Origin of the sequence: Streptomyces sp. NPDC005863 (assembly GCF_042871345.1) — a bacterium.
In the GTDB taxonomy this organism is placed as follows: Bacteria; Actinomycetota; Actinomycetes; order Streptomycetales; family Streptomycetaceae; genus Streptomyces.
In genome coordinates, this window is the sequence record NZ_JBIAII010000001.1 from 1,198,245 (window position 1) to 1,219,621 (window position 21,377).

Annotated in this window: 28 protein-coding genes; 1 reads left to right on the plus strand and 27 read right to left on the minus strand. The window is 66.5% G+C overall.

All coding sequences use genetic code 11. The features are described from left to right. Nucleotides 1–136: 136 nt before the first annotated feature. From rplO to rpsJ, 21 genes are all read right to left on the minus strand, one after another. Nucleotides 137–592, minus strand: coding sequence for a 50S ribosomal protein L15 (gene rplO / locus ACFYO9_RS05160; RefSeq protein WP_055553516.1), 456 nt, complete (start codon nt 590–592; stop codon nt 137–139). 1 nt (nt 593) lies between these two features. Beyond that, nucleotides 594–776 (minus strand): 50S ribosomal protein L30, encoded by a 183-nt coding sequence (rpmD, locus tag ACFYO9_RS05165; RefSeq protein ID WP_030567278.1) that lies wholly within the window; start codon nt 774–776, stop codon nt 594–596. Next, nucleotides 776–1,378: a 30S ribosomal protein S5 gene (rpsE, locus tag ACFYO9_RS05170; protein ID WP_055553512.1), complete on the minus strand. Its 603-nt coding sequence runs from the start codon at nt 1,376–1,378 to the stop codon at nt 776–778. The genes rpmD and rpsE overlap by 1 nt, the downstream gene beginning before the upstream one ends. Before the next feature lie 64 nt (nt 1,379–1,442). Continuing rightward, nucleotides 1,443–1,826, minus strand: coding sequence for a 50S ribosomal protein L18 (gene rplR / locus ACFYO9_RS05175; RefSeq protein WP_355803838.1), 384 nt, complete (start codon nt 1,824–1,826; stop codon nt 1,443–1,445). Between the two features lie 3 nt (nt 1,827–1,829). Further along, entirely contained in the window at nt 1,830–2,369 is a 540-nt protein-coding gene (gene rplF / locus ACFYO9_RS05180; RefSeq protein WP_355803840.1) for a 50S ribosomal protein L6, read from the minus strand. Nucleotides 2,370–2,390: 21 nt separating this feature from the next. Continuing rightward, nucleotides 2,391–2,789, minus strand: a complete 399-nt coding sequence (gene rpsH / locus ACFYO9_RS05185) for a 30S ribosomal protein S8 (protein WP_018528360.1) — start codon at nt 2,787–2,789, stop codon at nt 2,391–2,393. Between the two features lie 221 nt (nt 2,790–3,010). Continuing rightward, a complete protein-coding gene (locus tag ACFYO9_RS05190; protein WP_003956452.1) occupies nt 3,011–3,196 on the minus strand; it encodes a type Z 30S ribosomal protein S14 in 186 nt (61 codons plus the stop codon). Nucleotides 3,197–3,201: 5 nt separating this feature from the next. Then, complete coding sequence (gene rplE, locus ACFYO9_RS05195) at nt 3,202–3,759, minus strand: 50S ribosomal protein L5 (protein ID WP_355803841.1); 558 nt, start codon at nt 3,757–3,759, stop codon at nt 3,202–3,204. Continuing rightward, nucleotides 3,759–4,082: a 50S ribosomal protein L24 gene (gene rplX / locus ACFYO9_RS05200; RefSeq protein WP_016645174.1), complete on the minus strand. Its 324-nt coding sequence runs from the start codon at nt 4,080–4,082 to the stop codon at nt 3,759–3,761. The genes rplE and rplX overlap by 1 nt, the downstream gene beginning before the upstream one ends. A 2-nt stretch (nt 4,083–4,084) precedes the next feature. Continuing rightward, nucleotides 4,085–4,453 (minus strand): 50S ribosomal protein L14, encoded by a 369-nt coding sequence (rplN, locus tag ACFYO9_RS05205; RefSeq protein ID WP_003974257.1) that lies wholly within the window; start codon nt 4,451–4,453, stop codon nt 4,085–4,087. 96 nt (nt 4,454–4,549) lie between these two features. Further along, nucleotides 4,550–4,837 carry a 30S ribosomal protein S17 gene (gene rpsQ / locus ACFYO9_RS05210; RefSeq protein ID WP_150171090.1) on the minus strand — a complete coding sequence of 96 codons (288 nt, stop codon included), beginning with the start codon at nt 4,835–4,837 and terminating at the stop codon, nt 4,550–4,552. Next, nucleotides 4,837–5,061, minus strand: coding sequence for a 50S ribosomal protein L29 (rpmC, locus tag ACFYO9_RS05215; protein WP_127912615.1), 225 nt, complete (start codon nt 5,059–5,061; stop codon nt 4,837–4,839). The genes rpsQ and rpmC overlap by 1 nt, the downstream gene beginning before the upstream one ends. After that, nucleotides 5,061–5,480, minus strand: a complete 420-nt coding sequence (gene rplP, locus ACFYO9_RS05220) for a 50S ribosomal protein L16 (protein ID WP_030782563.1) — start codon at nt 5,478–5,480, stop codon at nt 5,061–5,063. The genes rpmC and rplP overlap by 1 nt, the downstream gene beginning before the upstream one ends. A 5-nt stretch (nt 5,481–5,485) precedes the next feature. Then, on the minus strand, nt 5,486–6,343 hold the full coding sequence (gene rpsC, locus ACFYO9_RS05225) for a 30S ribosomal protein S3 (protein WP_355803844.1): 858 nt from the start codon (nt 6,341–6,343) through the stop codon (nt 5,486–5,488). Further along, nucleotides 6,343–6,690: a 50S ribosomal protein L22 gene (rplV, locus tag ACFYO9_RS05230; protein WP_004571827.1), complete on the minus strand. Its 348-nt coding sequence runs from the start codon at nt 6,688–6,690 to the stop codon at nt 6,343–6,345. Before rplV ends, rpsC begins: the two co-directional genes overlap by 1 nt. Before the next feature lie 41 nt (nt 6,691–6,731). Beyond that, complete coding sequence (gene rpsS, locus ACFYO9_RS05235; RefSeq protein ID WP_069770399.1) at nt 6,732–7,013, minus strand: 30S ribosomal protein S19; 282 nt, start codon at nt 7,011–7,013, stop codon at nt 6,732–6,734. Nucleotides 7,014–7,025: 12 nt separating this feature from the next. Continuing rightward, nucleotides 7,026–7,862 carry a 50S ribosomal protein L2 gene (rplB, locus tag ACFYO9_RS05240; RefSeq protein WP_355803847.1) on the minus strand — a complete coding sequence of 279 codons (837 nt, stop codon included), beginning with the start codon at nt 7,860–7,862 and terminating at the stop codon, nt 7,026–7,028. A 39-nt stretch (nt 7,863–7,901) separates the two neighbouring features. Further along, nucleotides 7,902–8,321: a 50S ribosomal protein L23 gene (rplW, locus tag ACFYO9_RS05245; protein ID WP_223776220.1), complete on the minus strand. Its 420-nt coding sequence runs from the start codon at nt 8,319–8,321 to the stop codon at nt 7,902–7,904. Further along, on the minus strand, nt 8,321–8,974 hold the full coding sequence (rplD, locus tag ACFYO9_RS05250) for a 50S ribosomal protein L4 (RefSeq protein WP_355803850.1): 654 nt from the start codon (nt 8,972–8,974) through the stop codon (nt 8,321–8,323). The genes rplW and rplD overlap by 1 nt, the downstream gene beginning before the upstream one ends. Nucleotides 8,975–8,982: 8 nt before the next feature. Then, nucleotides 8,983–9,627, minus strand: a complete 645-nt coding sequence (gene rplC, locus ACFYO9_RS05255) for a 50S ribosomal protein L3 (protein WP_055553489.1) — start codon at nt 9,625–9,627, stop codon at nt 8,983–8,985. Between the two features lie 14 nt (nt 9,628–9,641). Next, nucleotides 9,642–9,950: a 30S ribosomal protein S10 gene (gene rpsJ, locus ACFYO9_RS05260; RefSeq protein WP_003948644.1), complete on the minus strand. Its 309-nt coding sequence runs from the start codon at nt 9,948–9,950 to the stop codon at nt 9,642–9,644. Between the two features lie 478 nt (nt 9,951–10,428). Here rpsJ and ACFYO9_RS05265 point away from each other — a divergent pair, with 478 nt between their 5' ends. Continuing rightward, complete coding sequence (locus tag ACFYO9_RS05265; RefSeq protein WP_358774752.1) at nt 10,429–11,922, plus strand: ADP-ribosylglycohydrolase family protein; 1,494 nt, start codon at nt 10,429–10,431, stop codon at nt 11,920–11,922. A gap of 31 nt (nt 11,923–11,953) precedes the next feature. Here ACFYO9_RS05265 and ACFYO9_RS05270 read toward each other — a convergent pair whose 3' ends face one another. The 6 genes from ACFYO9_RS05270 to ACFYO9_RS05295 form a co-directional block, all read right to left on the minus strand. After that, nucleotides 11,954–12,475, minus strand: a complete 522-nt coding sequence (locus ACFYO9_RS05270; RefSeq protein ID WP_358774751.1) for a hypothetical protein — start codon at nt 12,473–12,475, stop codon at nt 11,954–11,956. Nucleotides 12,476–12,635: 160 nt separating this feature from the next. Continuing rightward, nucleotides 12,636–13,829 carry an elongation factor Tu gene (gene tuf / locus ACFYO9_RS05275; RefSeq protein WP_150171078.1) on the minus strand — a complete coding sequence of 398 codons (1,194 nt, stop codon included), beginning with the start codon at nt 13,827–13,829 and terminating at the stop codon, nt 12,636–12,638. A gap of 142 nt (nt 13,830–13,971) precedes the next feature. After that, the gene (gene fusA / locus ACFYO9_RS05280) at nt 13,972–16,098 is read right to left on the minus strand and encodes an elongation factor G (protein ID WP_355803856.1); all 2,127 of its coding nucleotides are present in this window, start codon (nt 16,096–16,098) and stop codon (nt 13,972–13,974) included. Nucleotides 16,099–16,137: 39 nt separating this feature from the next. After that, complete coding sequence (rpsG, locus tag ACFYO9_RS05285; RefSeq protein ID WP_055553483.1) at nt 16,138–16,608, minus strand: 30S ribosomal protein S7; 471 nt, start codon at nt 16,606–16,608, stop codon at nt 16,138–16,140. Nucleotides 16,609–16,610: 2 nt separating this feature from the next. Further along, complete coding sequence (gene rpsL, locus ACFYO9_RS05290; protein WP_003948652.1) at nt 16,611–16,982, minus strand: 30S ribosomal protein S12; 372 nt, start codon at nt 16,980–16,982, stop codon at nt 16,611–16,613. 475 nt (nt 16,983–17,457) lie between these two features. Further along, entirely contained in the window at nt 17,458–21,372 is a 3,915-nt protein-coding gene (locus ACFYO9_RS05295; RefSeq protein ID WP_355803859.1) for a DNA-directed RNA polymerase subunit beta', read from the minus strand. Nucleotides 21,373–21,377 lie beyond the last annotated feature (5 nt).

Genomic DNA, 21,377 nt, shown 5'->3' on the forward strand with positions numbered 1-21,377 from the left:
GCCGCACGGAGCTTGGACAGTGCACGCCACCTTACCGGCGACCGTGCCCCCCTTGGAACGACCAACCGGGGATGCCCCTTTTGTGGGGCATCCCCGGCTGGGAATCGCTCATGTCATCGACACGTCTGAGGGAATATCAGACGAGCTCGGTGACGGTACCGCCGGCGGCGGTGATCTTCTCCTTGGCGGAACCGGAGACGGCGTCAACCGTCACCTGCAGCGCCACGGTGACCTCACCCTGGCCGAGGACCTTGACGAGGCTGTTCTTGCGAACCGCACCCTTGGCCACGAGGGCCTCGACGGTGACCTCGCCACCCTCGGGGAACAGCGCGCTCAGCTTGTCGAGGTTCACGACCTGGAACTCGGTCTTGAACGGGTTCCGGAAGCCCTTGAGCTTCGGGAGACGCATGTGGAGGGGCATCTGGCCACCCTCGAAGCGCTCCGGAACCTGGTAACGGGCCTTGGTGCCCTTGGTACCACGACCAGCGGTCTTACCCTTGGACGCCTCACCACGACCCACACGGGTCTTGGCGGTCTTGGCGCCCGGGGCGGGCCGGAGGTTGTGGACCTTCAGCGGGTTCTGCTCCGCCATGTCAGTCGACCTCCTCAACCGTCACGAGGTGGCGGACGGTCTGCACCATGCCGCGGAACTCGGGGCGGTCCTCCTTGACGACCTGCGTGTTGATGCCCTTGAGACCAAGGGAGCGCAGGGTGTCGCGGTGGTTCTGCTTGCTGCCGATGTACGACTTCGTCTGCGTGATCTTGAGCTGTGCCATTACGCACCCGCTCCCGCACGCGCACGAAGCAGAGCCGCGGGGGCGACGTCCTCGAGGGGCAGACCACGGCGAGCCGCGATCTCCTCGGGACGCTGCAGGCCCTTGAGGGCCGCCACGGTCGCGTGCACGATGTTGATCGCGTTGTCGGAGCCCAGGGACTTCGACAGGATGTCGTGCACGCCGGCGCACTCGAGCACGGCACGCACCGGGCCACCGGCGATAACACCGGTACCGGGGGAAGCAGGCTTGAGCAGGACGACGCCCGCGGCCTTCTCGCCCTGGATGGGGTGCGGGATGGTGCCCTGGATACGGGGGACCTTGAAGAAGTGCTTCTTGGCCTCCTCAACACCCTTGGCGATGGCGGCCGGCACCTCCTTGGCCTTGCCGTAACCGACACCCACGGTGCCGTCACCGTCGCCCACTACGACGAGCGCAGTGAAGCTGAAGCGACGACCACCCTTCACAACCTTGGCGACACGGTTGATCGCGACAACGCGCTCAACGTATGCGGTCTTCTCGGCGGCAGCGCCACCGTCGCGACCCTTCCGGTCCCGCCGCTCGCCGCCACCGGCACCGCCACCGCGGCGCTGGGGTCCAGCCATTGGAATTACCTCTCTCTGTTTCCGCTAGCTACGCAGTGACACAGGTCCCTGCGCGACGGACGACTCAGAACTTGAGTCCGGCTTCGCGGGCGGCGTCCGCCAGGGCGGCGATGCGCCCGGCGTACTGGTTACCACCACGGTCGAACACGACAGTCTCGACACCGGCAGCCTTGGCGCGCTCGGCGACCAGGGCGCCGACCGACTTGGCGGCCGCGGACTTGTCGCCCTCGGTACCGCGGATCGTGGTGTCCAGGGTCGACGCCGACGCCAGGGTGTGACCCTTGATGTCGTCGATGACCTGGGCCACGATGTGGCGGTTGGAGCGCGTCACGACCAGGCGCGGACGCTCAGCCGTACCCGAGATGTGCTTACGGATGCGGATGTGACGACGCTTGATGGCAGCACGCTTGTAAGCGTCGCCCTTAGCAATCTTGACACCGTATGCCATGGCTTACTTACCCGCCTTTCCGACCTTGCGGCGGATGACTTCGCCTTCGTACTTGACGCCCTTGGCCTTGTACGGGTCGGGCTTGCGCAGCTTGCGGATGTTGGCCGCAACCTCGCCGACCTTCTGCTTGTCGATGCCCTCGACCGAGAAACGGGTCGCGGACTCCACCTTGAAGGTGATGCCCTCGGGGGCCTCGACCAGGATCGGGTGGCTGTAGCCGAGCGAGAACTCCAGGTTGGAGCCCTTCGCCAGGACGCGGTAACCGACACCGCTGATTTCGAGCTTCTTCACGTAACCCTGGGTCACGCCGGTGATCATGTTCGCCACCAGCGTGCGGGACAGGCCGTGCAGGGCCTTGTTCTGACGCTCGTCGTTCGGACGGGTGACGTTCAGAACGCCGTCCTCGTCCTTAGCGATCTCGATCGGCGCGACAACGGTGTGCGCGAGGGAACCCTTGGGGCCCTTCACAGCGACCGTACGGCCGTCGATGGTGACGTCCACGCCGGCGGGAACCGTGATGGGGAGCTTGCCAATACGCGACATTAGCTATTCCTCCGTTCCCGACTACCAGACGTAGGCGAGGACTTCCCCACCTACGCCCTTCTTGCCTGCCTGCTGGCCGGTCAGGAGACCGTGCGACGTGGAGATGATCGCCACGCCGAGGCCGCCGAGGACCTTCGGCAGGTTGGTGGACTTCGCGTAAACCCGGAGACCGGGCTTGGAGATCCGCTTGATGCCCGCAATGGAGCGCTCACGGTTCGGGCCGAACTTCAGCTCGAGAACGAGGTTCTTGCCAACCTCGGCGTCCTCGACCTTCCAGCCCGTGATGAAGCCCTCCTGCTGGAGGATCTCCGCGATGTGAGACTTGATCTTGCTGTGCGGCATCGCCACGGTGTCGTGGTACGCCGAGTTCGCGTTACGCAGACGAGTCAGCATGTCCGCGATCGGATCAGTCATGGTCATGAATTGGCCTTCGGCCTCTCTCGCCGGGGTTTCCTATCTGCGCCATCCCTCTCCCCACTCAGAGGCAGGACGGGTGCGGCGCGGGGACCTACGGCGTAGTAAGTCGGTCAGGGCGGCAGACGCCCAACCCTCCTAGCCTAAGCCATGTGGAGGAGAGCATCTGCCAACCCTTTACTTACCGAGAGATCCAGACAGTCCCAAAACCTTCGAAAAGGTGGGGACTACCAGGAGCTCTTGGTCACGCCCGGCAGCTCGCCACGGTGAGCCATCTCACGAAGGCACACGCGGCAGAGGCCGAACTTGCGGTAGACGGAGTGCGGGCGGCCGCAGCGCTGGCAGCGGGTGTACGCACGCACACCGAACTTGGGCTTACGAGCAGCCTTGGCAATCAGAGCCTTCTTCGCCATCTCGCTTACGCCTCCTTGAAGGGGAAGCCGAGGTGACGGAGAAGGGCGCGGCCCTCAGCGTCGTTGGTCGCCGTGGTGACCACGGTGATGTCCATACCCCGGACGCGGTCGATCTTGTCCTGGTCGATCTCGTGGAACATGACCTGCTCCGTGAGACCGAAGGTGTAGTTGCCACGGCCGTCGAACTGCTTGGGGGACAGACCACGGAAGTCGCGGATGCGCGGCAGCGCGAGCGACAGGGTGCGGTCCAGGAACTCCCACATGCGGTCGCCACGGAGCGTGACGTGGCAGCCGATCGGCTGACCCTCGCGCAGCTTGAACTGCGCGATGGACTTCCGGGCCTTGGTGATGGCCGGCTTCTGACCCGTGATGGTGGTCAGGTCACGGACGGCACCGTCCATGAGCTTCGAGTCACGGGCGGCGTCGCCGACACCCATGTTGACCACGATCTTGACGAGACCGGGGATCTGCATGACGTTCTCGTAGGAGAACTCTTCCTGCAGCTTGCCCGCGATCTCCTCGCGGTACTTCGTCTTGAGACGCGGAGTGGTGGTGGTCGTCATCAGATGTCCTCACCCGTCCGCTTGGCAACGCGGATCTTGTTGCCCTCGTCGTCGAAGCGGTAACCGACGCGCGTGACGACCTTGTTGCCGTCCTTCTCCACGACCAGCTGGACGTTGGAGACGTGGACGGGGGCCTCGGTGGTCACGATGCCGCCGGCCTGCGAGCCGCTGGCGGTCGGGCCGGCCTTCGTGTGCTTCTTGACCCGGTTGACACCCTCGACCAGGACGCGCTCGTCGCGCGGGTAAGCGGCAATGACCTTGCCCTGCTTGCCCTTGTCCTTACCGGTGATGACCTGGACCAGGTCGCCCTTCTTGATCTTCATGCTTACAGCACCTCCGGCGCGAGCGAGATGATCTTCATGAACTTCTTCTCGCGCAGCTCACGGCCGACGGGGCCGAAGATACGGGTGCCGCGAGGGTCGCCGTCGTTCTTCAGAATGACGGCGGCGTTCTCGTCGAAGCGGATGTACGAGCCGTCCGGACGGCGGCGCTCCTTGACGGTGCGAACGATGACCGCCTTGACGACGTCACCCTTCTTCACGTTGCCACCGGGGATCGCGTCCTTCACGGTGGCGACGATGACGTCACCGATGCCCGCGTAGCGGCGACCCGAGCCACCGAGAACACGGATGGTGAGAATTTCCTTCGCACCCGTGTTGTCGGCGACGCGCAGTCGCGACTCCTGCTGGATCACGTCTATCTCCTGTTTGTCTGCCGGTTCCCCCGGGGCAGTTCAGCTGAACTGCCCCGGGAGCCTGGCGGAACGAACTCTGAGGGATGCCTCAGAGAATTACTTGGCCTTCTCGAGGATCTCGACGATGCGCCAGCGCTTGGTCGCCGACAGCGGACGCGTCTCCATCAGGAGGACGCGGTCGCCGACGCCGGCAGCGTTCTGCTCGTCGTGCGCCTTGAGCTTGTTCGTACGGCGGATGACCTTGCCGTACAGCGCGTGGGTCACGCGGTCCTCGACAGCGACGACGACGGTCTTGTCCATCTTGTCGCTGACGACAAGACCCTGACGGGTCTTGCGGAAGCCGCGGGCGGCCTTCGTCTCTTCAGTCACGTTGCTCTCGCTCATCAGGCGCTCTCCACCGTCTCGATGCCCAGCTCGCGCTCACGCATCAGGGTGTAGATCCGCGCGATGTCCTTACGGACGGCCTTGAGCCGACCGTGGTTCTCGAGCTGACCCGTCGCCGCCTGGAAGCGGAGGTTGAACAGCTCTTCCTTGGCTTCGCGAAGCTTGTTGACAAGCTCCTCGTCGCCCAGTTCGCGCAGCTCGGACGCCTTGGTACCGGCCGACATCACGACTCACCTGCCTCGCGCCGGACGATGCGGCACTTCATCGGAAGCTTGTGAGCAGCGCGGGTGAGCGCCTCACGAGCAATCTTCTCGTTCGGGTACGACAGCTCGAACATCACCCGTCCCGGGTGAACGTTCGCGACCCACCACTCCGGAGAACCCTTACCGGAACCCATGCGGGTCTCGGCAGGCTTCTTGGTGAGGGGGCGGTCCGGGTAGATGTTGATCCAGACCTTGCCGCCACGCTTGATGTGGCGGGTCATCGCGATACGAGCCGCCTCGATCTGGCGGTTGGTCACGTACGCCGGCGTGAGGGCCTGAATGCCGTACTCGCCGAATGCGACCGTCGTACCACCCTTGGCCTGACCGCGGCGCTTGGGGTGGTGCTGCTTGCGGTGCTTGACCCTACGGGGGATCAGCATTTCGGTCAGGCCTCCGTTCCGGTGCTCTCAGCCGGAGCGGCAGCGGCGGCGGGAGCGTCGGCCTTGGGGGCCTCGGCAGGCTGCTGCTGACCGCTCTGGGCCCCCTGCTGCTGCGGCTTGCGGCCGCGGCCGCCACGCTCGCCACCGCGGCCACCACGGGCCGGGCGGTCGTTGCCGCCGCCACGGGCCGGGCGGTTACCCGCACGGGCAGCGGCGTTCTCGGCGCGGACCTCGGCGATGTTCTTGACGTCGCCCTTGTAGATCCAGACCTTCACGCCGATGCGGCCGAAGGTCGTCTTGGCCTCGAAGAAGCCGTAGTCGACGTTGGCGCGGAGCGTGTGCAGGGGCACGCGGCCCTCGCGGTAGAACTCCGAGCGCGACATCTCGGCGCCGCCGAGACGGCCACCACACTGGATCTTGATGCCCTTGGCGCCGGCCTTCATCGCCGACTGCATGCTCTTGCGCATGGCACGACGGAAGGAGACGCGGGAGGACAGCTGCTCCGCCACGGCCTGGGCCACGAGCTGAGCGTCGACCTCGGGGTTCTTGACCTCGAGGATGTTCAGCTGGACCTGCTTGCCCGTGAGCTTCTCGAGGTCACCGCGGATGCGGTCGGCCTCGGCGCCACGGCGGCCGATGACGATGCCGGGACGAGCGGTGTGGATGTCCACACGCACGCGGTCACGGGTGCGCTCGATCTCCACCTTCGAGATGCCGGCGCGCTCCATGCCGGACGTCATCATCCGACGGATGGCGACGTCTTCCTTGACGTAGTCCTTGTACAGCTTGTCGGCGTACCAACGCGACTTGAAGTCGGTCGTGACACCGAGCCGGAACCCGTGCGGGTTTACCTTCTGGCCCATTACCGGGTTCCTTCCTTGCTGCTGACGACCACGGTGATGTGGCTGGTCCGCTTACGGATCCGGTAGGCACGGCCCTGAGCACGCGGACGGAACCGCTTCAGGGTCGGGCCCTCATCCACGTACGCCTCGCTGATGACCAGCGAAGAGGCGTCGGTGTGGTCGTAGTTGTGCGCGGCGTTGGCAATGGCGCTGTCCAGCACCTTGCCGACCGGCACGCTCGCGGCCTGCGGGGCGAAACGCAGGACCGCCTGAGCCTCCGTGGCATCCATGCCACGGATGAGGTCCACCACGCGGCGGGCCTTCATGGGCGTGACGCGGATGTACCGCGCCTGGGCCCTGGCTTCCATGGTTGTCCCTTCGGTGTTAGTCATAGTCGTTCCACCCCGCGCTAGCGGCGCTTCGACTTCCGGTCGTCCTTGACGTGGCCGCGGAAGGTGCGAGTCGGCGAGAACTCGCCGAGCTTGTGGCCGACCATCGACTCGGTGACGAACACCGGGATGTGGGTCTTGCCGTTGTGCACCGCGATCGTGTGACCCAGCATGCTGGGAATGATCATCGAGCGACGGGACCAGGTCTTGATGACGTTCTTGGAACCGGCTTCGTTCTGAGCGTCCACCTTCTTTACGAGGTGGTCGTCGACGAAGGGCCCCTTCTTGAGACTGCGCGGCATCTAAACCCGCTCCTAGCGCTTCTTGTTCGACTTGCGGCGACGGACGATGTACTTGTTGCTCGCCTTGTTGCGATCACGAGTACGACCCTCCTTCTTGCCCCACGGCGAGACCGGGTGGCGACCACCGGAGGTCTTGCCTTCGCCACCACCGTGCGGGTGGTCGACCGGGTTCATCACGACACCACGCACGGTCGGGCGGACGCCCTTCCAGCGCATGCGGCCGGCCTTGCCCCAGTTGATGTTCGACTGCTCGGCGTTGCCGACCTCGCCGATGGTGGCGCGGCAGCGGACGTCGACCAGGCGGATCTCACCGGACGGCATGCGAAGGTGCGCCATGGCGCCTTCCTTCGCGAGCAGCTGCACGGAGGCACCCGCGGAGCGGGCGAACTTCGCGCCGCCGCCGGGCCGCAGCTCGATGGCGTGGAGCGTCGTACCCACCGGGATGTTGCGCAGCGCCATGTTGTTGCCGGGCTTGATGTCGGCACCGGGGCCGCTCTCAATCCGGTCACCCTGCTGCGTGCCGCGCGGGGCGAGGATGTAGCGCTTCTCGCCGTCCGCGTAGTGCAGCAGCGCGATGCGCGCGGTGCGGTTGGGGTCGTACTCGATGTGCGCGACCTTGGCCGGCACACCGTCCTTGTCGTGACGACGGAAGTCGATCACGCGGAAGGCGCGCTTGTGTCCGCCACCCTGGTGGCGAACGGTCACACGACCGGAATTGTTACGGCCGCCCTTGCTGTGCAGCGGGCGAACCAGCGACTTCTCCGGCGTGGACCGCGTTACCTCGACGAAGTCGGCGACGCTGGAGCCACGACGGCCCGGCGTAGTCGGCTTGTACTTGCGGATTCCCATTTCTCAGTCCTCGTCCGATATTCGGACCAGGGCGCTCCGTTAGGAGGCCTGGCCGAAGATGTCGATACGGTCGCCCTCAGCAAGGGTCACAATCGCGCGCTTGGTGTCGGCACGCTTGCCGAAACCAGACTTGGTGCGCTTGCGCTTGCCCTGACGGTTGATCGTGTTGACTCCGGTGACCTTGACCGAGAAGACCGACTCGACGGCCTGCTTGATCTGGGTCTTGTTGGAGCCGGGGGCCACGATGAACGTGTACTTGCCCTCGTCGAGCAGCGCGTAGGACTTCTCGGAGACGACCGGCTTGACGAGGACGTCGCGCGGGTCCGAGAAGGACTTGCTCAGCGGGGTGGGCTCAACGGCGATCTTGCCCTCGGTCGCGATGCGCTTCGCCTTGGCGACGCGCGCGGCCTTGGCGGCCTTCGCAGCCTTGGACGCGATGCTCTGGTGACGGATGGCCATCAGGCTTCGCTCCCTTCGGTGTCAGTGGCCTGCGGGCCGGACACGAAGGACTCGAACGCGGCCTTGGTGAAGACCACGTCGTCCGACACGAGCACGTCGTACGTGTTCAGCTGGCCCGGCTCCAGGATGTGCACCTGGGGCAGGTTGCGGGCGGAGAGCAGCGAAGTCTCGTCCGCGCGGTCGATGACCAGGAGCACGTTCTTGCGCTCGCTGACCTTGCCGAGCAGCGTCTTCGCGGCCTTGGTGGAGATGTCGCCCTCGACCACGTTGGTGACAACGTGGATACGAGCGTTGCGGGCCCGGTCGGTGAGGGCGTGGCGCAGGGCCGCGGCCTTCATCTTCTTCGGGGTCCGCTGCGAGTAGTCACGCGGCTGCGGGCCGTGGACGACGCCACCGCCGGCGAACTGCGGCGCACGGGTCGAACCCTGGCGCGCGCGGCCGGTGCCCTTCTGGCGGTACGGCTTCTTGCCGCCACCGCGGACTTCGCCGCGACGCTTGGTCTTGTGCGTGCCCTGACGGGCCGCGGCCAGCTGTGCGACGACGACCTGGTGGATCAGCGGGATGCTGATCTTCTCGACGTCGAAGATCTCCGCGGGGAGCTCGACCGTCCCGGTCTTGTCGCCTGCCGGCGAAAGGATGTCAATGGTGCTCATGGGTTACCTCAGGCCCCCTTGGCCGCGGTACGGACCAGGACGAGGCCGCCGTTCGGACCAGGAACCGCGCCCTTGATCAGGAGCAGGCCCTTCTCCGCGTCAACGGCGTGGACGGTCAGGTTCTGGGTGGTGACCCGCTCGTTGCCCATGCGACCGGCCATGCGCTGGCCCTTGAAGACACGGCCGGGCGTGGCGCAGCCACCGATGGAGCCGGGCTTGCGGTGCACGCGGTGGGCACCGTGGGAGGCCTTGCCACCGGCGAAGTTGTGACGCTTCATCACACCGGCAAAGCCCTTGCCCTTGCTCTTACCGGTGACGTCGACCTTGATACCGGCCTCGAACGTCTCGGCAGTCAGCTCCTGGCCGAGGGTGTACTCGCTGGCACCAGCGGTACGGATCTCGACGAGGTGGCGACGGGGGGTCACGTCGGCCTTGGCGAAGTGGCCCTTGAGGGGCTTGTTCACCTTGCGCGGGTCGATCTCGCCGAAGGCGATCTGGACCGACTCGTAGCCGTCGCTGTCATTCGTACGGACCTGGGTAACGACGCAGGGTCCGGCCTTGACCACGGTCACCGGGACGATGCGGTTGTTCTCGTCCCAGACCTGGGTCATGCCGAGCTTCTCGCCCAGGATGCCCTTGATCTGCTTGGTCATCTTCTCCGCGCCCTTCAGAGCTTGATCTCGATGTCAACGCCGGCCGGAAGGTCCAGGCGCATCAGCGAGTCAACGGTCTTGGGCGTCGGGTCGAGGATGTCGATCAGGCGCTTGTGCGTGCGCATCTCGAAGTGCTCGCGCGAGTCCTTGTACTTGTGCGGCGACTTGATGACGCAGTACACGTTCTTCTCAGTGGGCAGCGGCACCGGGCCCGCGACCGACGCACCAGTACGCGTCACCGTCTCGACGATCTTCTTCGCCGAGGAGTCGATGACCTCGTGGTCGTAGGCCTTGAGCCGGATGCGGATCTTCTGTCCCGCCATGGCTACTTAGTAGTCCTTCGTCTCGAACGCTCTGGCACCTCGGGGGCCCTTTTTTCTACTTCCTCCGACCCACGCGGTCGGGCGTGTCGCAGTCCCGCCCACACGGTTCTCCCGAAGGAGAATCCCTGCACAGGGGCTGCGGCCCAGATGACCGCGGGTCCGGGGGAAGAAACCCACCGGGCGCCTGGTTGAGCGACCGCACCGCACTTCCCGAAAGATTCCCGTACGTCCGCCTCAGCGCTGCCTGCGGATCCTTGCGGACCCTTCGACAGATGGGGCGACGAGTACTGTGGGACTCGCTTCCGGTCCTCCCGGCGGGAGGCGCGCAGCATCGGCACTCAACCGAGCAACCCCGACAGTCTGCCATACGGGGCATGCCGGGTGCCAATCGAGCCGAGGATCGTACCCGGTGGGTGACGGAGATCAAACCCGGGGTGCGGTGGGCGCGCCGCACCTCCGTTGGGGCAGGGTGGGCGGGATGAGTGATGCGACCCCGCACGGCCCGCGCTTCGTCCCACGGAAGCACATCAATCCGCGCTTCGCGGACGACATGGCGTTCTCGCTGGTCAGCGGCCCAGAAGAGTACGCAGGAAGGACCGCGCGCCCCGTCCGGTACGTCGCCGTGGCCGACGAGCGCGGCACGGTCACCACGTACGTGTGGGCCTGCGACGAGGACGACGCGGCCGGATGGATCGTCCGCAGGGACGCGGATCCGCGGGCCGTCAACGACAGCCGCTGGCTGACCCGGCTACGCGAGGGGAAGGCCCGCGGGGTCCCCCCGACGGCGGTCCTCGCCGAGGTGGCGGCCTCCCCCGCCGCGGTGCCCGGCTCGCTCACCACAGCCCCGGACCTGGCGTCCCTGTACGCCCTGGCGGACCAGCCGTTCCGGGCCCCCCGGTGGCGCTCGGCCCGCGGCGCCCTCTTCGGCCTGGCGATCGGCGACGCGATGGGCCGCCCGCTGTCCACGCTGCCCCTGGACGATGTGAGGGCCGTGTACGGCTCCTGGGAGGCGATGGAGCTCCCCCTGTCCGCCGACGGCACGGTCCGCGTCTCCGACCAGACCCAGCTCTCCCTGGCCGTGGGCGAGGCGTTGGCGGGGGCGGCGGTCGCGGCTCCCCTGCCGGAGGCGGAGGCGCGGCGGGCTCTGACGGTACGGGGCGCCCTGCCGGCCCCGCCCTGGCTGACCCCGGCGGCCGTCACGACGGCGCTGCGCACCCACCTGGTGGCCTGGCGCCACTCCCCCGACAACGACCGCGCCCCCGGCCGTACGACGCTGGACGCGTGCGAGGCGCTGGGCAGGCCGGTGCCGTGGCAGCAGGCGACCGCCGCGGGGTCGAAGGGGTGCGCGGCGGTGGCGCGGGCGGCCGTGGTGGGCCTGGCCCCGTATCTGAGCGCCGACCAGCGCTCGGGAATCGCCCAACTACAGGCGGCCCTCACCCACGGCCACCCCACCGCCCTGGCGGCGAGCGACCTGGCGTCCCACGCGGTGGACCTCCTGAGGCACCGCTGCGCGCCCGCCGACCTGCTGACGGAGCTGCGCGTCCACGCGGAGACGTCACGGTACGTCTACCGCGCCGACTGGCTGGGCGACCTGGCCTCCCGTACCGACGCGGCGGCGTTCATCGCGATGGGGTGGGACGAGTGCGTGTCGGCCCTGTCAGCGGTGGAGACGGCGCTGGGCACGGACGACGTCTCCCGCGACCCCGGCAGGGCCGTGGGCTCGGCGTGGACCGCCGACGACGTCCTGGCCGGCGCCCTCTACGCCTTCCTGGCCACGGACACCCACCCCCGCGACACCCTGCGCCGCGCGGCCCACACCTCCGGCGCCTCAGCGGCGACGGCAGCCCTGGCGGGCGCGCTGGCGGGGGCACACCGGGGCGTGTCGGACTGGCCGCCGGAGTGGACGGGGACGGTGGAGTACGGACACCGTCTGACATGGCTCGGCGAGGCGTGGGACCGAGACCGAGCCTGAGCCGGCATCCGAGAGGGGGGAGGGCCAGCTGTCAGAACGCCGAAAGGTACACCCGAGCCCGATCCCCCTTGAGCCCCCGCACGTAGATCTCGATCCACTGAACCTTCTTGCGCCGCGGATCCGACACACACGGGGGGCAGACTCCTGCCCAGCGCGCTCCCTTCAAGGCGTACGGCTTGGCCAGGCGGAGGCGTTCGAGCAGGACGGACCACGGTTTGATCTCGTTCTTCCGTACCGTGAGGGGCTCCTCGGAGTGCAGAGACGCCGCAACCTCCTCGGCAGCCTTCTCGCTGGTCACGAAGGTCAGGATGTACTGATTCTCCTGCGGGTTGACCTGCACGGCGCCCTTGACCCCGGTAGCCCCCTTGGGCACCGCCACCTCCATGAACCCGGCCGCGTCATCCGCCCCCGCCTCCGGATCCCAGTACCAGTCACGCCCCTCAGTGGCCTGCCCGTCCCCCGCGTCCGGGACGGAGCACCCGGCGACGAGCAGTCCGACGACCAGCGCCACGACGGCACCGGCGCCCCACCTGGTCCTCGCTCTGGTCCGCAACGGCCCTCCCCCTCATCCCCACCGGCACCATATCGGCGCCCTCGGACAGCCCCCGCGCACAGCCGCCGCGCACGCGAAAGAGCCCGTACGACCGAAGTCGTACGGGCTCTCTCAGAGCTCGCAGGAGCTACCAGGCATCAAGCCCAGCAAGTAAGCGGACTTACTTGTTGATCTTGGTGACCTGGCCGGCGCCGACGGTCCGGCCACCCTCACGGATGGCGAACTTCAGGCCCTCCTCCATGGCGACGGGCTGGATGAGCTCCACGGACATCTCCGTGTTGTCACCCGGCATGACCATCTCGGTGCCCTCGGGGAGGGTCACGACGCCGGTCACGTCCGTCGTACGGAAGTAGAACTGCGGGCGGTAGTTGTTGAAGAAGGGGGTGTGACGGCCACCCTCGTCCTTCGACAGGATGTAGGCCTGGGCCTCGAACTCGGTGTGCGGCGTGACCGAACCGGGCTTGATGATGACCTGGCCGCGCTCGACGTCCTCGCGCTTGATGCCACGGAGGAGCAGACCGACGTTCTCACCGGCCTGGCCCTCGTCGAGCAGCTTGCGGAACATCTCGATGCCGGTGACCGTGGTGGTGGTCTTCTCGGTCTTGATGCCGATGATGTCGACGGTCTCGTTGACCTTGAGGACACCACGCTCGATGCGACCGGTGACGACGGTGCCACGACCGGTGATCGTGAAGACGTCCTCGATCGGCATCAGGAACGGCTTGTCGACGTCGCGCTCGGGCTCCGGGATGGACTCGTCCACGGCCTTCATGAGCTCGAGGACGGTGTTGCCCCACTCCTTGTCGCCCTCAAGGGCCTTCAGAGCGGAGACCTTGACGACCGGCAGGTCGTCGCCCGGGAACTCGTACTCGGAGAGGAGCTCACGGACCTCGAGCTCGACGAGCTCCAGGATCTCCTCGTCGTCCACCATGTCGGCCTTGTTCAGGGCGACAACGATGTACGGAACGCCGACCTGGCGGGCCAGGAGCACGTGCTCCTTGGTCTGCGGCATCGGGCCGTCGGTGGCGGCGACCACGAGGATGGCGCCGTCCATCTGCGCCGCACCCGTGATCATGTTCTTGATGTAGTCCGCGTGACCGGGGCAGTCGACGTGGGCGTAGTGACGCGCCTCGGTCTGGTACTCGACGTGCGCGATCGAGATCGTGATACCGCGCTGGCGCTCCTCGGGAGCCTTGTCGATCTGGTCGAAGGCCGAGGCCTCGTTCAGGTCGGGGTACGCGTCGTGCAGCACCTTGGTAATGGCGGCCGTGAGGGTCGTCTTACCGTGGTCAATGTGACCGATGGTGCCGATGTTGACGTGCGGCTTAGTCCGCTCGAACTTCGCCTTCGCCACTGGGTCCTCCTGGGAGTGGTTCTGTACGCCTTGCTTCATCGGCGCCAGGTGATCTTTGCTGGGAAGCCAGCCGCCGGGGTTCTTGCCTTTGGGGTCGAACCCCGACGGATGGTGTCAAGCCTAAAGCGTGAACTCGGGTGAGTTACTCGCCCTTGGCCTTCGCGATGATCTCCTCGGCGACGTTCCGCGGAACCTCGGCGTAGGAGTCGAACTGCATTGAGTAGCTTGCGCGACCCGACGTCTTGCTGCGGAGGTCTCCGACGTAGCCGAACATCTCCGAGAGGGGCACGAGGCCCTTCACGACGCGAGCGCCGCTGCGCTCCTCCATGGCCTGGATCTGGCCACGGCGGGAGTTGATGTCACCGATGACATCGCCCATGTAGTCCTCGGGCGTGGTGACCTCGACGGCCATCATCGGCTCGAGCAGCACGGGCTTGGCCTTACGCGCGGCCTCCTTGAAGGCCTGCGAACCGGCGATCTTGAAGGCGAGCTCGGAGGAGTCGACCTCGTGGTAGGCGCCGTCGAGAAGCGTGATGCGAACACCAGTCATCTCGTAGCCCGCCAGGATGCCGAACTGCATGGCCTCCTGCGCACCGGCGTCCACCGACGGGATGTACTCCCGCGGGATACGGCCACCGGTGACCTTGTTCACGAACTCGTACGACGCCTCGCCGCCCTCGATGGGCTCGATCGCGATCTGCACCTTGGCGAACTGACCGGTACCACCGGTCTGCTTCTTGTGGGTGTAGTCCACGCGCTCGACGGCCTGACGGATCGTCTCGCGGTACGCGACCTGGGGCTTGCCGACGTTCGCCTCGACGCGGAACTCGCGCTTCATGCGGTCGACGAGCACCTCGAGGTGAAGCTCGCCCATACCACCGATGATGGTCTGGCCGGTCTCCTCGTCCGAGTGAACCTGGAAGGAGGGGTCCTCCTCCGAGAGCCGCTGGATGGCTACACCCAGCTTCTCCTGGTCGCCCTTGGACTTCGGCTCGATGGCGACCTGAATGACCGGCGCCGGGAAGTCCATGGACTCCAGGATGACCGGCTTCTTGTCGTCACACAGCGTCTCACCGGTGGTGGTCTGCTTCAGGCCCATGACGGCGACGATGTCACCGGCGCCCACCGACTCGATCTCCTCACGCTTGTTCGCGTGCATACGGTAGATCTTGCCGATGCGCTCCTTCTTGCCCTTGACGGAGTTCAGCACCGCGGTGCCGGAGTCCAGGCGACCGGAGTAGATCCGGACGAAGGTGAGCTTGCCGAGGTGCGGGTCACTCGCGATCTTGAACGCGAGAGCCGAAAGGGGCTCCTCGTCGGACGGCTTGCGCGTGACGACCGTCTCCGGGTCCTTGACGTCGTGGCCCTCGATGGCCTCGACGTCCAGGGGGGACGGCAGGTAGCGCACGACGGCGTCGAGCAGGGGCTGAACGCCCTTGTTCTTGAACGCCGTACCGCAGAAGACGGGGGTGACGGTGGTGTCGCCGCCCTTGCCGGAGGCGATGGTGACGCGACGGATCGCCGCGTACAGCTGCTCCTCGGTGGGCTCCTGGCCCTCGAGGTACAGCTCCATCATCTGCTCGTCGTTCTCCGCGACAGCCTCGAGCAGCTTGCCGCGGTACTCCTCGGCAGCCTCGGTGTGCGTGTCGGGGATGTCGACGATGTCGTAGGCCTCGCCCATCTTGGTCTCTGCGGACCAGACGAAGGCCTTCATCGTGACGAGGTCGACGACGCCCTTGAAGTCAGCCTCTGCGCCGATGGGCAGCTGCATGACGATCGGGGTCGCACCGAGGCGGTCGACGATCATGTCGACACAGCGGTGGAACTCGGCACCGGTGCGGTCGAGCTTGTTGACGAAGCAGATGCGCGGGACGCCGTAGCGGTCCGCCTGACGCCACACGGTCTCGGACTGGGGCTCAACGCCGGCGACGCCGTCGAACACCGTCACGGCACCGTCGAGCACGCGGAGCGAACGCTCCACCTCGACGGTGAAGTCGACGTGGCCCGGGGTGTCGATGATGTTGATGGTGTGATCGACGTCGTTCAGCGGCCAGTGACAGGTGGTGGCAGCAGAGGTGATCGTGATGCCACGCTCCTGCTCCTGCTCCATCCAGTCCATCGTGGCGGCGCCGTCGTGGACCTCACCGATCTTGTACGAGACACCGGTGTAGAACAGGATCCGCTCGGTGGTCGTCGTCTTGCCCGCGTCGATGTGGGCCATGATGCCGATGTTGCGCACCTTGGCCAGGTCAAGTGAAGTGGTAGCCATGTCGGCTCAGTCTTCTCTCGGTCTCGATGTGGGTAGCGACTACCAGCGGTAGTGCGCGAAGGCCTTGTTGGACTCGGCCATCTTGTGGGTGTCCTCGCGCTTCTTCACAGCGGCACCGAGGCCGTTGGAGGCGTCGAGGAGCTCGTTGAGCAGACGCTCGGTCATGGTCTTCTCGCGACGGGCGCGGGAGTAACCGACCAGCCAGCGCAGGGCGAGCGTGTTCGCACGGCCCGGCTTGACCTCGATCGGGACCTGGTAGGTCGCGCCACCGACACGGCGGGACTTGACCTCGAGGGTCGGCTTGATGTTCTCGAGCGCGCGCTTGAGGGTGATGACCGGGTCGTTGCCGGTCTTCTCCTTCAGGCCCTCCATGGCGCCGTACACGATGCGCTCGGCGGTGGAGCGCTTGCCGTTCAGCAGCACCTTGTTGATGAGGGAGGTCACCAGAGGAGAACCGTAGACCGGGTCGATGATGACCGGGCGCTTCGGGGCGGGGCCCTTACGAGGCATTCTTACTTCTCCTTCTTGGCGCCGTAGCGGCTGCGGGCCTGCTTGCGGTTCTTGACACCCTGGGTGTCGAGGGAACCGCGGATGATCTTGTAGCGAACACCAGGCAGGTCCTTCACACGGCCACCACGCACGAGCACGATGGAGTGCTCCTGCAGGTTGTGTCCCTCACCCGGAATGTAGGCCGTGACCTCGATCCCAGAGGTCAGACGCACACGCGCGACCTTACGGAGGGCCGAGTTCGGCTTCTTCGGGGTGGTCGTGAACACACGCGTGCAGACGCCACGGCGCTGGGGCGAACCCTCGAGTGCGGGCGTCTTGTTCTTCTCGACCTTGTCCTGCCGGCCCTTGCGGACCAGCTGCTGGATCGTAGGCACTACTTCTCCGGTTTCTGTGTGCCGAATAGTAAAGCTAACCCGGAACATCGCCGACCCACGCGGTCGGGTGTGTCGAATGCTGCAGACTCCCGCCGCAAGGCGGAAAGGGGCGCAGATTACGGTGGCCGTTGACGGACTCGCGATGCGGTTGAAGACACGCGCACGAGCCCAGGCACACCCCAGGCACAAGGTCTGAGCGTACCTACCTCATCGAGTCTGGTCAAAACAAATGCGATGGGGGGCGACACGCCGGGCATCTGGCCGGATCACGGACGACCGCCCCATAGCCCGTGAGCGGCCGGCACAGGCGCAGCGGCCCTCCGGGGTCGGCGGATGCCCGTACGGCCGTGTACGGGCCGTGCCGTCCCGTACGGCGCACTCCACCCGGCGCCGCACCGCGCCGCAACCGAGGCGAACGCCGAAGGGCGGCCACCCCGTACGAAACGGGGTGACCGCCCTTCAACAGACGTAGGCCTTACTGGTTGTACGGCCCGTAGTCGTAGTCCTCCAGCGGAACGGCCTGGCCGGAGCCCGTGCCGAACGGGGAGTAGTCGATGTCGTCGTAGCCGACGGCCGAGTACATCGCGGCCTTGGCCTCTTCGGTGGGCTCGACCCGGATGTTGCGGTAGCGGGAGAGACCCGTACCGGCCGGGATGAGCTTACCGATGATGACGTTCTCCTTGAGGCCGATGAGGCTGTCGGACTTGGCGTTGATCGCCGCATCCGTCAGGACTCGGGTCGTCTCCTGGAAGGAGGCGGCCGACAGCCAGGATTCCGTCGCCAGCGAGGCCTTGGTGATACCCATCAGCTGCGGACGGCCGGAGGCCGGGTGGCCGCCTTCCGTGACCACACGACGGTTCTCGGTCTCGAACTTCGAGCGCTCGACGAGCTCGCCCGGCAGCAGCTCCGCGTCGCCGGACTCGATGATCGTCACGCGGCGCAGCATCTGCCGGATGATGATCTCGATGTGCTTGTCGTGGATCGACACGCCCTGGCTGTTGTAGACCTTCTGGACTTCGCCGACCAGGTGGACCTGGACCGCGCGCTGACCGAGGATCCGCAGCACGTCGTGCGGGTTGGTGGCACCGAAGGTGAGCTTCTGGCCCACCTCGACGTGGTCACCCTCACGCACGAGGACCTTGGCGCGCTTCGAGATCGGGAAGGGAGTCTCGTCGCTGCCGTCGTCCGGCGTGACGACGATCTTCTTGGTCTTCTCGGTCTCCTCGATACGGATGCGGCCTGCCGCCTCCGAGATCGGGGCGACACCCTTGGGCGTACGAGCCTCGAAGAGCTCGACGACACGGGGCAGACCCTGGGTGATGTCGTCACCGGCCACACCACCGGTGTGGAAGGTACGCATCGTCAGCTGGGTACCGGGCTCACCGATGGACTGGGCGGCGATGATGCCGACCGCCTCACCGATGTCGACCAGCTTGCCGGTGGCGAGCGAGCGGCCGTAGCAGAAGGCACAGGTGCCGACCGCGGACTCACAGGTCAGGACCGAGCGGGTCTTGACCTCCTCGACGCCGTTGGCGACCAGGGCGTCGATGAGGACGTCACCGAGGTCGACGTTGGCCGGCGCGATGACCTTGCCGTCGATGACGACGTCCTCGGCCAGCATGCGGGCGTACACCGAGGTCTCGACGTTCTCCGTCTTGCGGAGGACACCGTCCTCGCCCTTGACCGCGATCTTCAGCTTCAGACCGCGCTCGGTGCCACAGTCCTCCTCGCGAATGATGACGTCCTGCGAGACGTCGACCAGACGACGGGTGAGGTAACCGGAGTCGGCGGTACGCAGAGCCGTGTCCGCCAGACCCTTACGGGCACCGTGGGTGGAGATGAAGTACTCGAGAACGGTCAGGCCCTCACGGAACGAGGCCTTGATCGGACGCGGGATGGTCTCGTTCTTCGCGTTCGACACCAGACCACGCATACCCGCGATCTGACGCATCTGCATCATGTTTCCTCGGGCACCCGAGTCAACCATCATGAAGATGGGGTTCGTCTTCGGGAAGTTCGCGTTCATCGCCTCGGCAACCTCGTTGGTCGCCTTGGTCCAGATCGCGATGAGCTCCTGCGTGCGCTCGTCCTTGGTGATCAGACCGCGCTCGTACTGCTTCTGGACCTTCTCGTCCTGGGCCTCGTAGCCCGCGACGATCTCCTTCTTGGCCTCGGGGACCACGACGTCGGAGATGGCCACGGTGACGCCGGAACGGGTCGCCCAGTAGAAGCCCGCCGCCTTCAGGTTGTCGAGCGTCGCCGCCACGATGACCTTGGGGTAGCGCTCGGCGAGGTCGTTGACGATCTCGGAGAGCTGCTTCTTGCCGACCGAGTAGTCGACGAAGGGGTAGTCCTCGGGCAGCAGCTCGTTGAAGAGCGCGCGGCCCAGGGACGTCCGCAGCCGGAAGCTGTCGCCCTGCTGGTACGGCCGCTCCTCGACGCCCTCGTCGCCCTCCTCGGAGACCGGCGGGGTCCAGCCGCGCGGCGGGATGGTGCCCACCGGGAAGCGGATGTCGACGGTCGACTGGAGCGCGAGTTCGCCGGCGTCGAACGCCATGATCGCCTCGGCCGTGGAGCCGAACGCGCGGCCCTCGCCCTTGGTGTCACGGAGCTCACCGTCGGTGGTCAGGAAGAACAGACCGAGGACCATGTCCTGGGTCGGCATCGTGACCGGACGGCCGTCGGCCGGCTTGAGGATGTTGTTCGAGGACAGCATCAGGATGCGGGCCTCGGCCTGCGCCTCCGCGGAGAGCGGCAGGTGCACGGCCATCTGGTCACCGTCGAAGTCCGCGTTGAACGCGGTGCAGACGAGCGGGTGGATCTGGATGGCCTTGCCCTCGACCAGCTGCGGCTCGAAGGCCTGGATGCCGAGGCGGTGCAGCGTGGGCGCACGGTTCAGCAGAACCGGGTGCTCCGCGATGACCTCTTCGAGGACGTCGTACACGACCGTGCGGCCGCGCTCGACCATCCGCTTGGCGCTCTTGATGTTCTGCGCGTGGTTCAGGTCGACCAGGCGCTTCATCACGAACGGCTTGAAGAGCTCAAGCGCCATGGCCTTCGGCAGACCGCACTGGTGCAGCTTCAGCTGCGGACCGACGACGATCACGGAACGCGCGGAGTAGTCCACACGCTTGCCGAGGAGGTTCTGACGGAAACGACCCTGCTTGCCCTTGAGCATGTCGCTCAGGGACTTCAGCGGGCGGTTGCCGGGACCGGTGACCGGGCGACCACGACGACCGTTGTCGAAGAGGGCGTCCACGGCCTCCTGGAGCATGCGCTTCTCGTTGTTCACGATGATCTCGGGCGCACCGAGGTCGAGAAGGCGCTTCAGGCGGTTGTTGCGGTTGATCACGCGGCGGTACAGGTCGTTCAGGTCGGAGGTCGCGAAGCGGCCACCGTCCAGCTGCACCATCGGACGCAGGTCCGGCGGGATGACCGGCACGCAGTCCAGAACCATGCCCTTGGGGCTGTTGCTGGTCTGCAGGAACGCGGAGACGACCTTGAGGCGCTTGAGCGCACGGGTCTTCTTCTGGCCCTTGCCGGTACGGATGATCTCGCGGAGGCGCTCGGCCTCCTCGTCGAGGTCGAAGGACTCCAGGCGCTTCTGCAGCGCGGCGGCGCCCATCGAGCCGTCGAAGTACGTGCCGAAGCGGTCACGCAGCTCGCGGTAGAGCAGCTCGTCGCCCTCGAGGTCCTGGACCTTGAGGTTCTTGAAGCGGTTCCACACCTCGTCGAGACGGTCGATCTCGCGCTGCGCACGGTCGCGCAGCTGCTTCATCTCGCGCTCGGCACCTTCGCGCACCTTGCGGCGCACGTCGGCCTTGGCGCCCTCGGCCTCGAGCTCGGCCAGGTCGGTCTCGAGCTTCTTGGCGCGGGCCTCCAGGTCGGAGTCGCGACGGTTCTCGATCTGCTGGCGCTCCACGGAGACGTGCGCCTCCAGGGAGGGCAGGTCGCGGGTGCGGCGCTCCTCGTCCACGAACGTGATCATGTACGCCGCGAAGTAGATGACCTTCTCGAGGTCCTTCGGGGCGAGATCGAGGAGGTAGCCGAGGCGCGACGGGACGCCCTTGAAGTACCAGATGTGGGTGACGGGGGCGGCCAGTTCGATGTGGCCCATCCGCTCACGGCGCACCTTGGCGCGCGTGACCTCGACGCCACAGCGCTCACAGATGATGCCCTTGAAGCGGACACGCTTGTACTTGCCGCAGTAGCACTCCCAGTCCCGGGTCGGACCGAAGATCTTCTCGCAGAAGAGTCCGTCCTTTTCGGGCTTCAGGGTGCGGTAGTTGATGGTCTCCGGCTTCTTGACCTCGCCGTGCGACCACTGTCGGATGTCGTCCGCGGTGGCAAGGCCGATCCGCAGCTCGTCGAAGAAGTTGACGTCGAGCACTTTGT

Coding starts and splice junctions, on each gene's coding strand:
- rpsQ (WP_150171090.1), bottom strand. CDS start 4,837: ATGAGCGAGAGCAACGTGACTGAAGAGACGAAGGCCGCCCGCGGCTTC.
- rpsC (WP_355803844.1), bottom strand. CDS start 6,343: ATGGGCCAGAAGGTAAACCCGCACGGGTTCCGGCTCGGTGTCACGACC.
- rplE (WP_355803841.1), bottom strand. CDS start 3,759: ATGACGACCACCACCACTCCGCGTCTCAAGACGAAGTACCGCGAGGAG.
- rpsS (WP_069770399.1), bottom strand. CDS start 7,013: ATGCCGCGCAGTCTCAAGAAGGGGCCCTTCGTCGACGACCACCTCGTA.
- rpmD (WP_030567278.1), bottom strand. CDS start 776: ATGGCACAGCTCAAGATCACGCAGACGAAGTCGTACATCGGCAGCAAG.
- rplF (WP_355803840.1), bottom strand. CDS start 2,369: ATGTCGCGTATTGGCAAGCTCCCCATCACGGTTCCCGCCGGCGTGGAC.
- rplB (WP_355803847.1), bottom strand. CDS start 7,862: ATGGGAATCCGCAAGTACAAGCCGACTACGCCGGGCCGTCGTGGCTCC.
- rpmC (WP_127912615.1), bottom strand. CDS start 5,061: ATGTCGGCCGGTACCAAGGCGTCCGAGCTGCGCGAACTGGGCGACGAG.
- rplR (WP_355803838.1), bottom strand. CDS start 1,826: ATGGCATACGGTGTCAAGATTGCTAAGGGCGACGCTTACAAGCGTGCT.
- rpsE (WP_055553512.1), bottom strand. CDS start 1,378: ATGGCTGGACCCCAGCGCCGCGGTGGCGGTGCCGGTGGCGGCGAGCGG.
- rpsG (WP_055553483.1), bottom strand. CDS start 16,608: ATGCCTCGTAAGGGCCCCGCCCCGAAGCGCCCGGTCATCATCGACCCG.
- fusA (WP_355803856.1), bottom strand. CDS start 16,098: ATGGCTACCACTTCACTTGACCTGGCCAAGGTGCGCAACATCGGCATC.
- rpsJ (WP_003948644.1), bottom strand. CDS start 9,950: ATGGCGGGACAGAAGATCCGCATCCGGCTCAAGGCCTACGACCACGAG.
- ACFYO9_RS05265 (WP_358774752.1), top strand. CDS start 10,429: ATGAGTGATGCGACCCCGCACGGCCCGCGCTTCGTCCCACGGAAGCAC.
- ACFYO9_RS05190 (WP_003956452.1), bottom strand. CDS start 3,196: ATGGCGAAGAAGGCTCTGATTGCCAAGGCTGCTCGTAAGCCCAAGTTC.
- rplD (WP_355803850.1), bottom strand. CDS start 8,974: ATGAGCACCATTGACATCCTTTCGCCGGCAGGCGACAAGACCGGGACG.
- rplC (WP_055553489.1), bottom strand. CDS start 9,627: ATGACCAAGCAGATCAAGGGCATCCTGGGCGAGAAGCTCGGCATGACC.
- rplV (WP_004571827.1), bottom strand. CDS start 6,690: ATGGAAGCCAGGGCCCAGGCGCGGTACATCCGCGTCACGCCCATGAAG.
- rpsH (WP_018528360.1), bottom strand. CDS start 2,789: ATGACCATGACTGATCCGATCGCGGACATGCTGACTCGTCTGCGTAAC.
- rplP (WP_030782563.1), bottom strand. CDS start 5,480: ATGCTGATCCCCCGTAGGGTCAAGCACCGCAAGCAGCACCACCCCAAG.
- rplX (WP_016645174.1), bottom strand. CDS start 4,082: ATGAAGATCAAGAAGGGCGACCTGGTCCAGGTCATCACCGGTAAGGAC.
- rplO (WP_055553516.1), bottom strand. CDS start 592: ATGGCGGAGCAGAACCCGCTGAAGGTCCACAACCTCCGGCCCGCCCCG.
- rplW (WP_223776220.1), bottom strand. CDS start 8,321: ATGGCCATCCGTCACCAGAGCATCGCGTCCAAGGCTGCGAAGGCCGCC.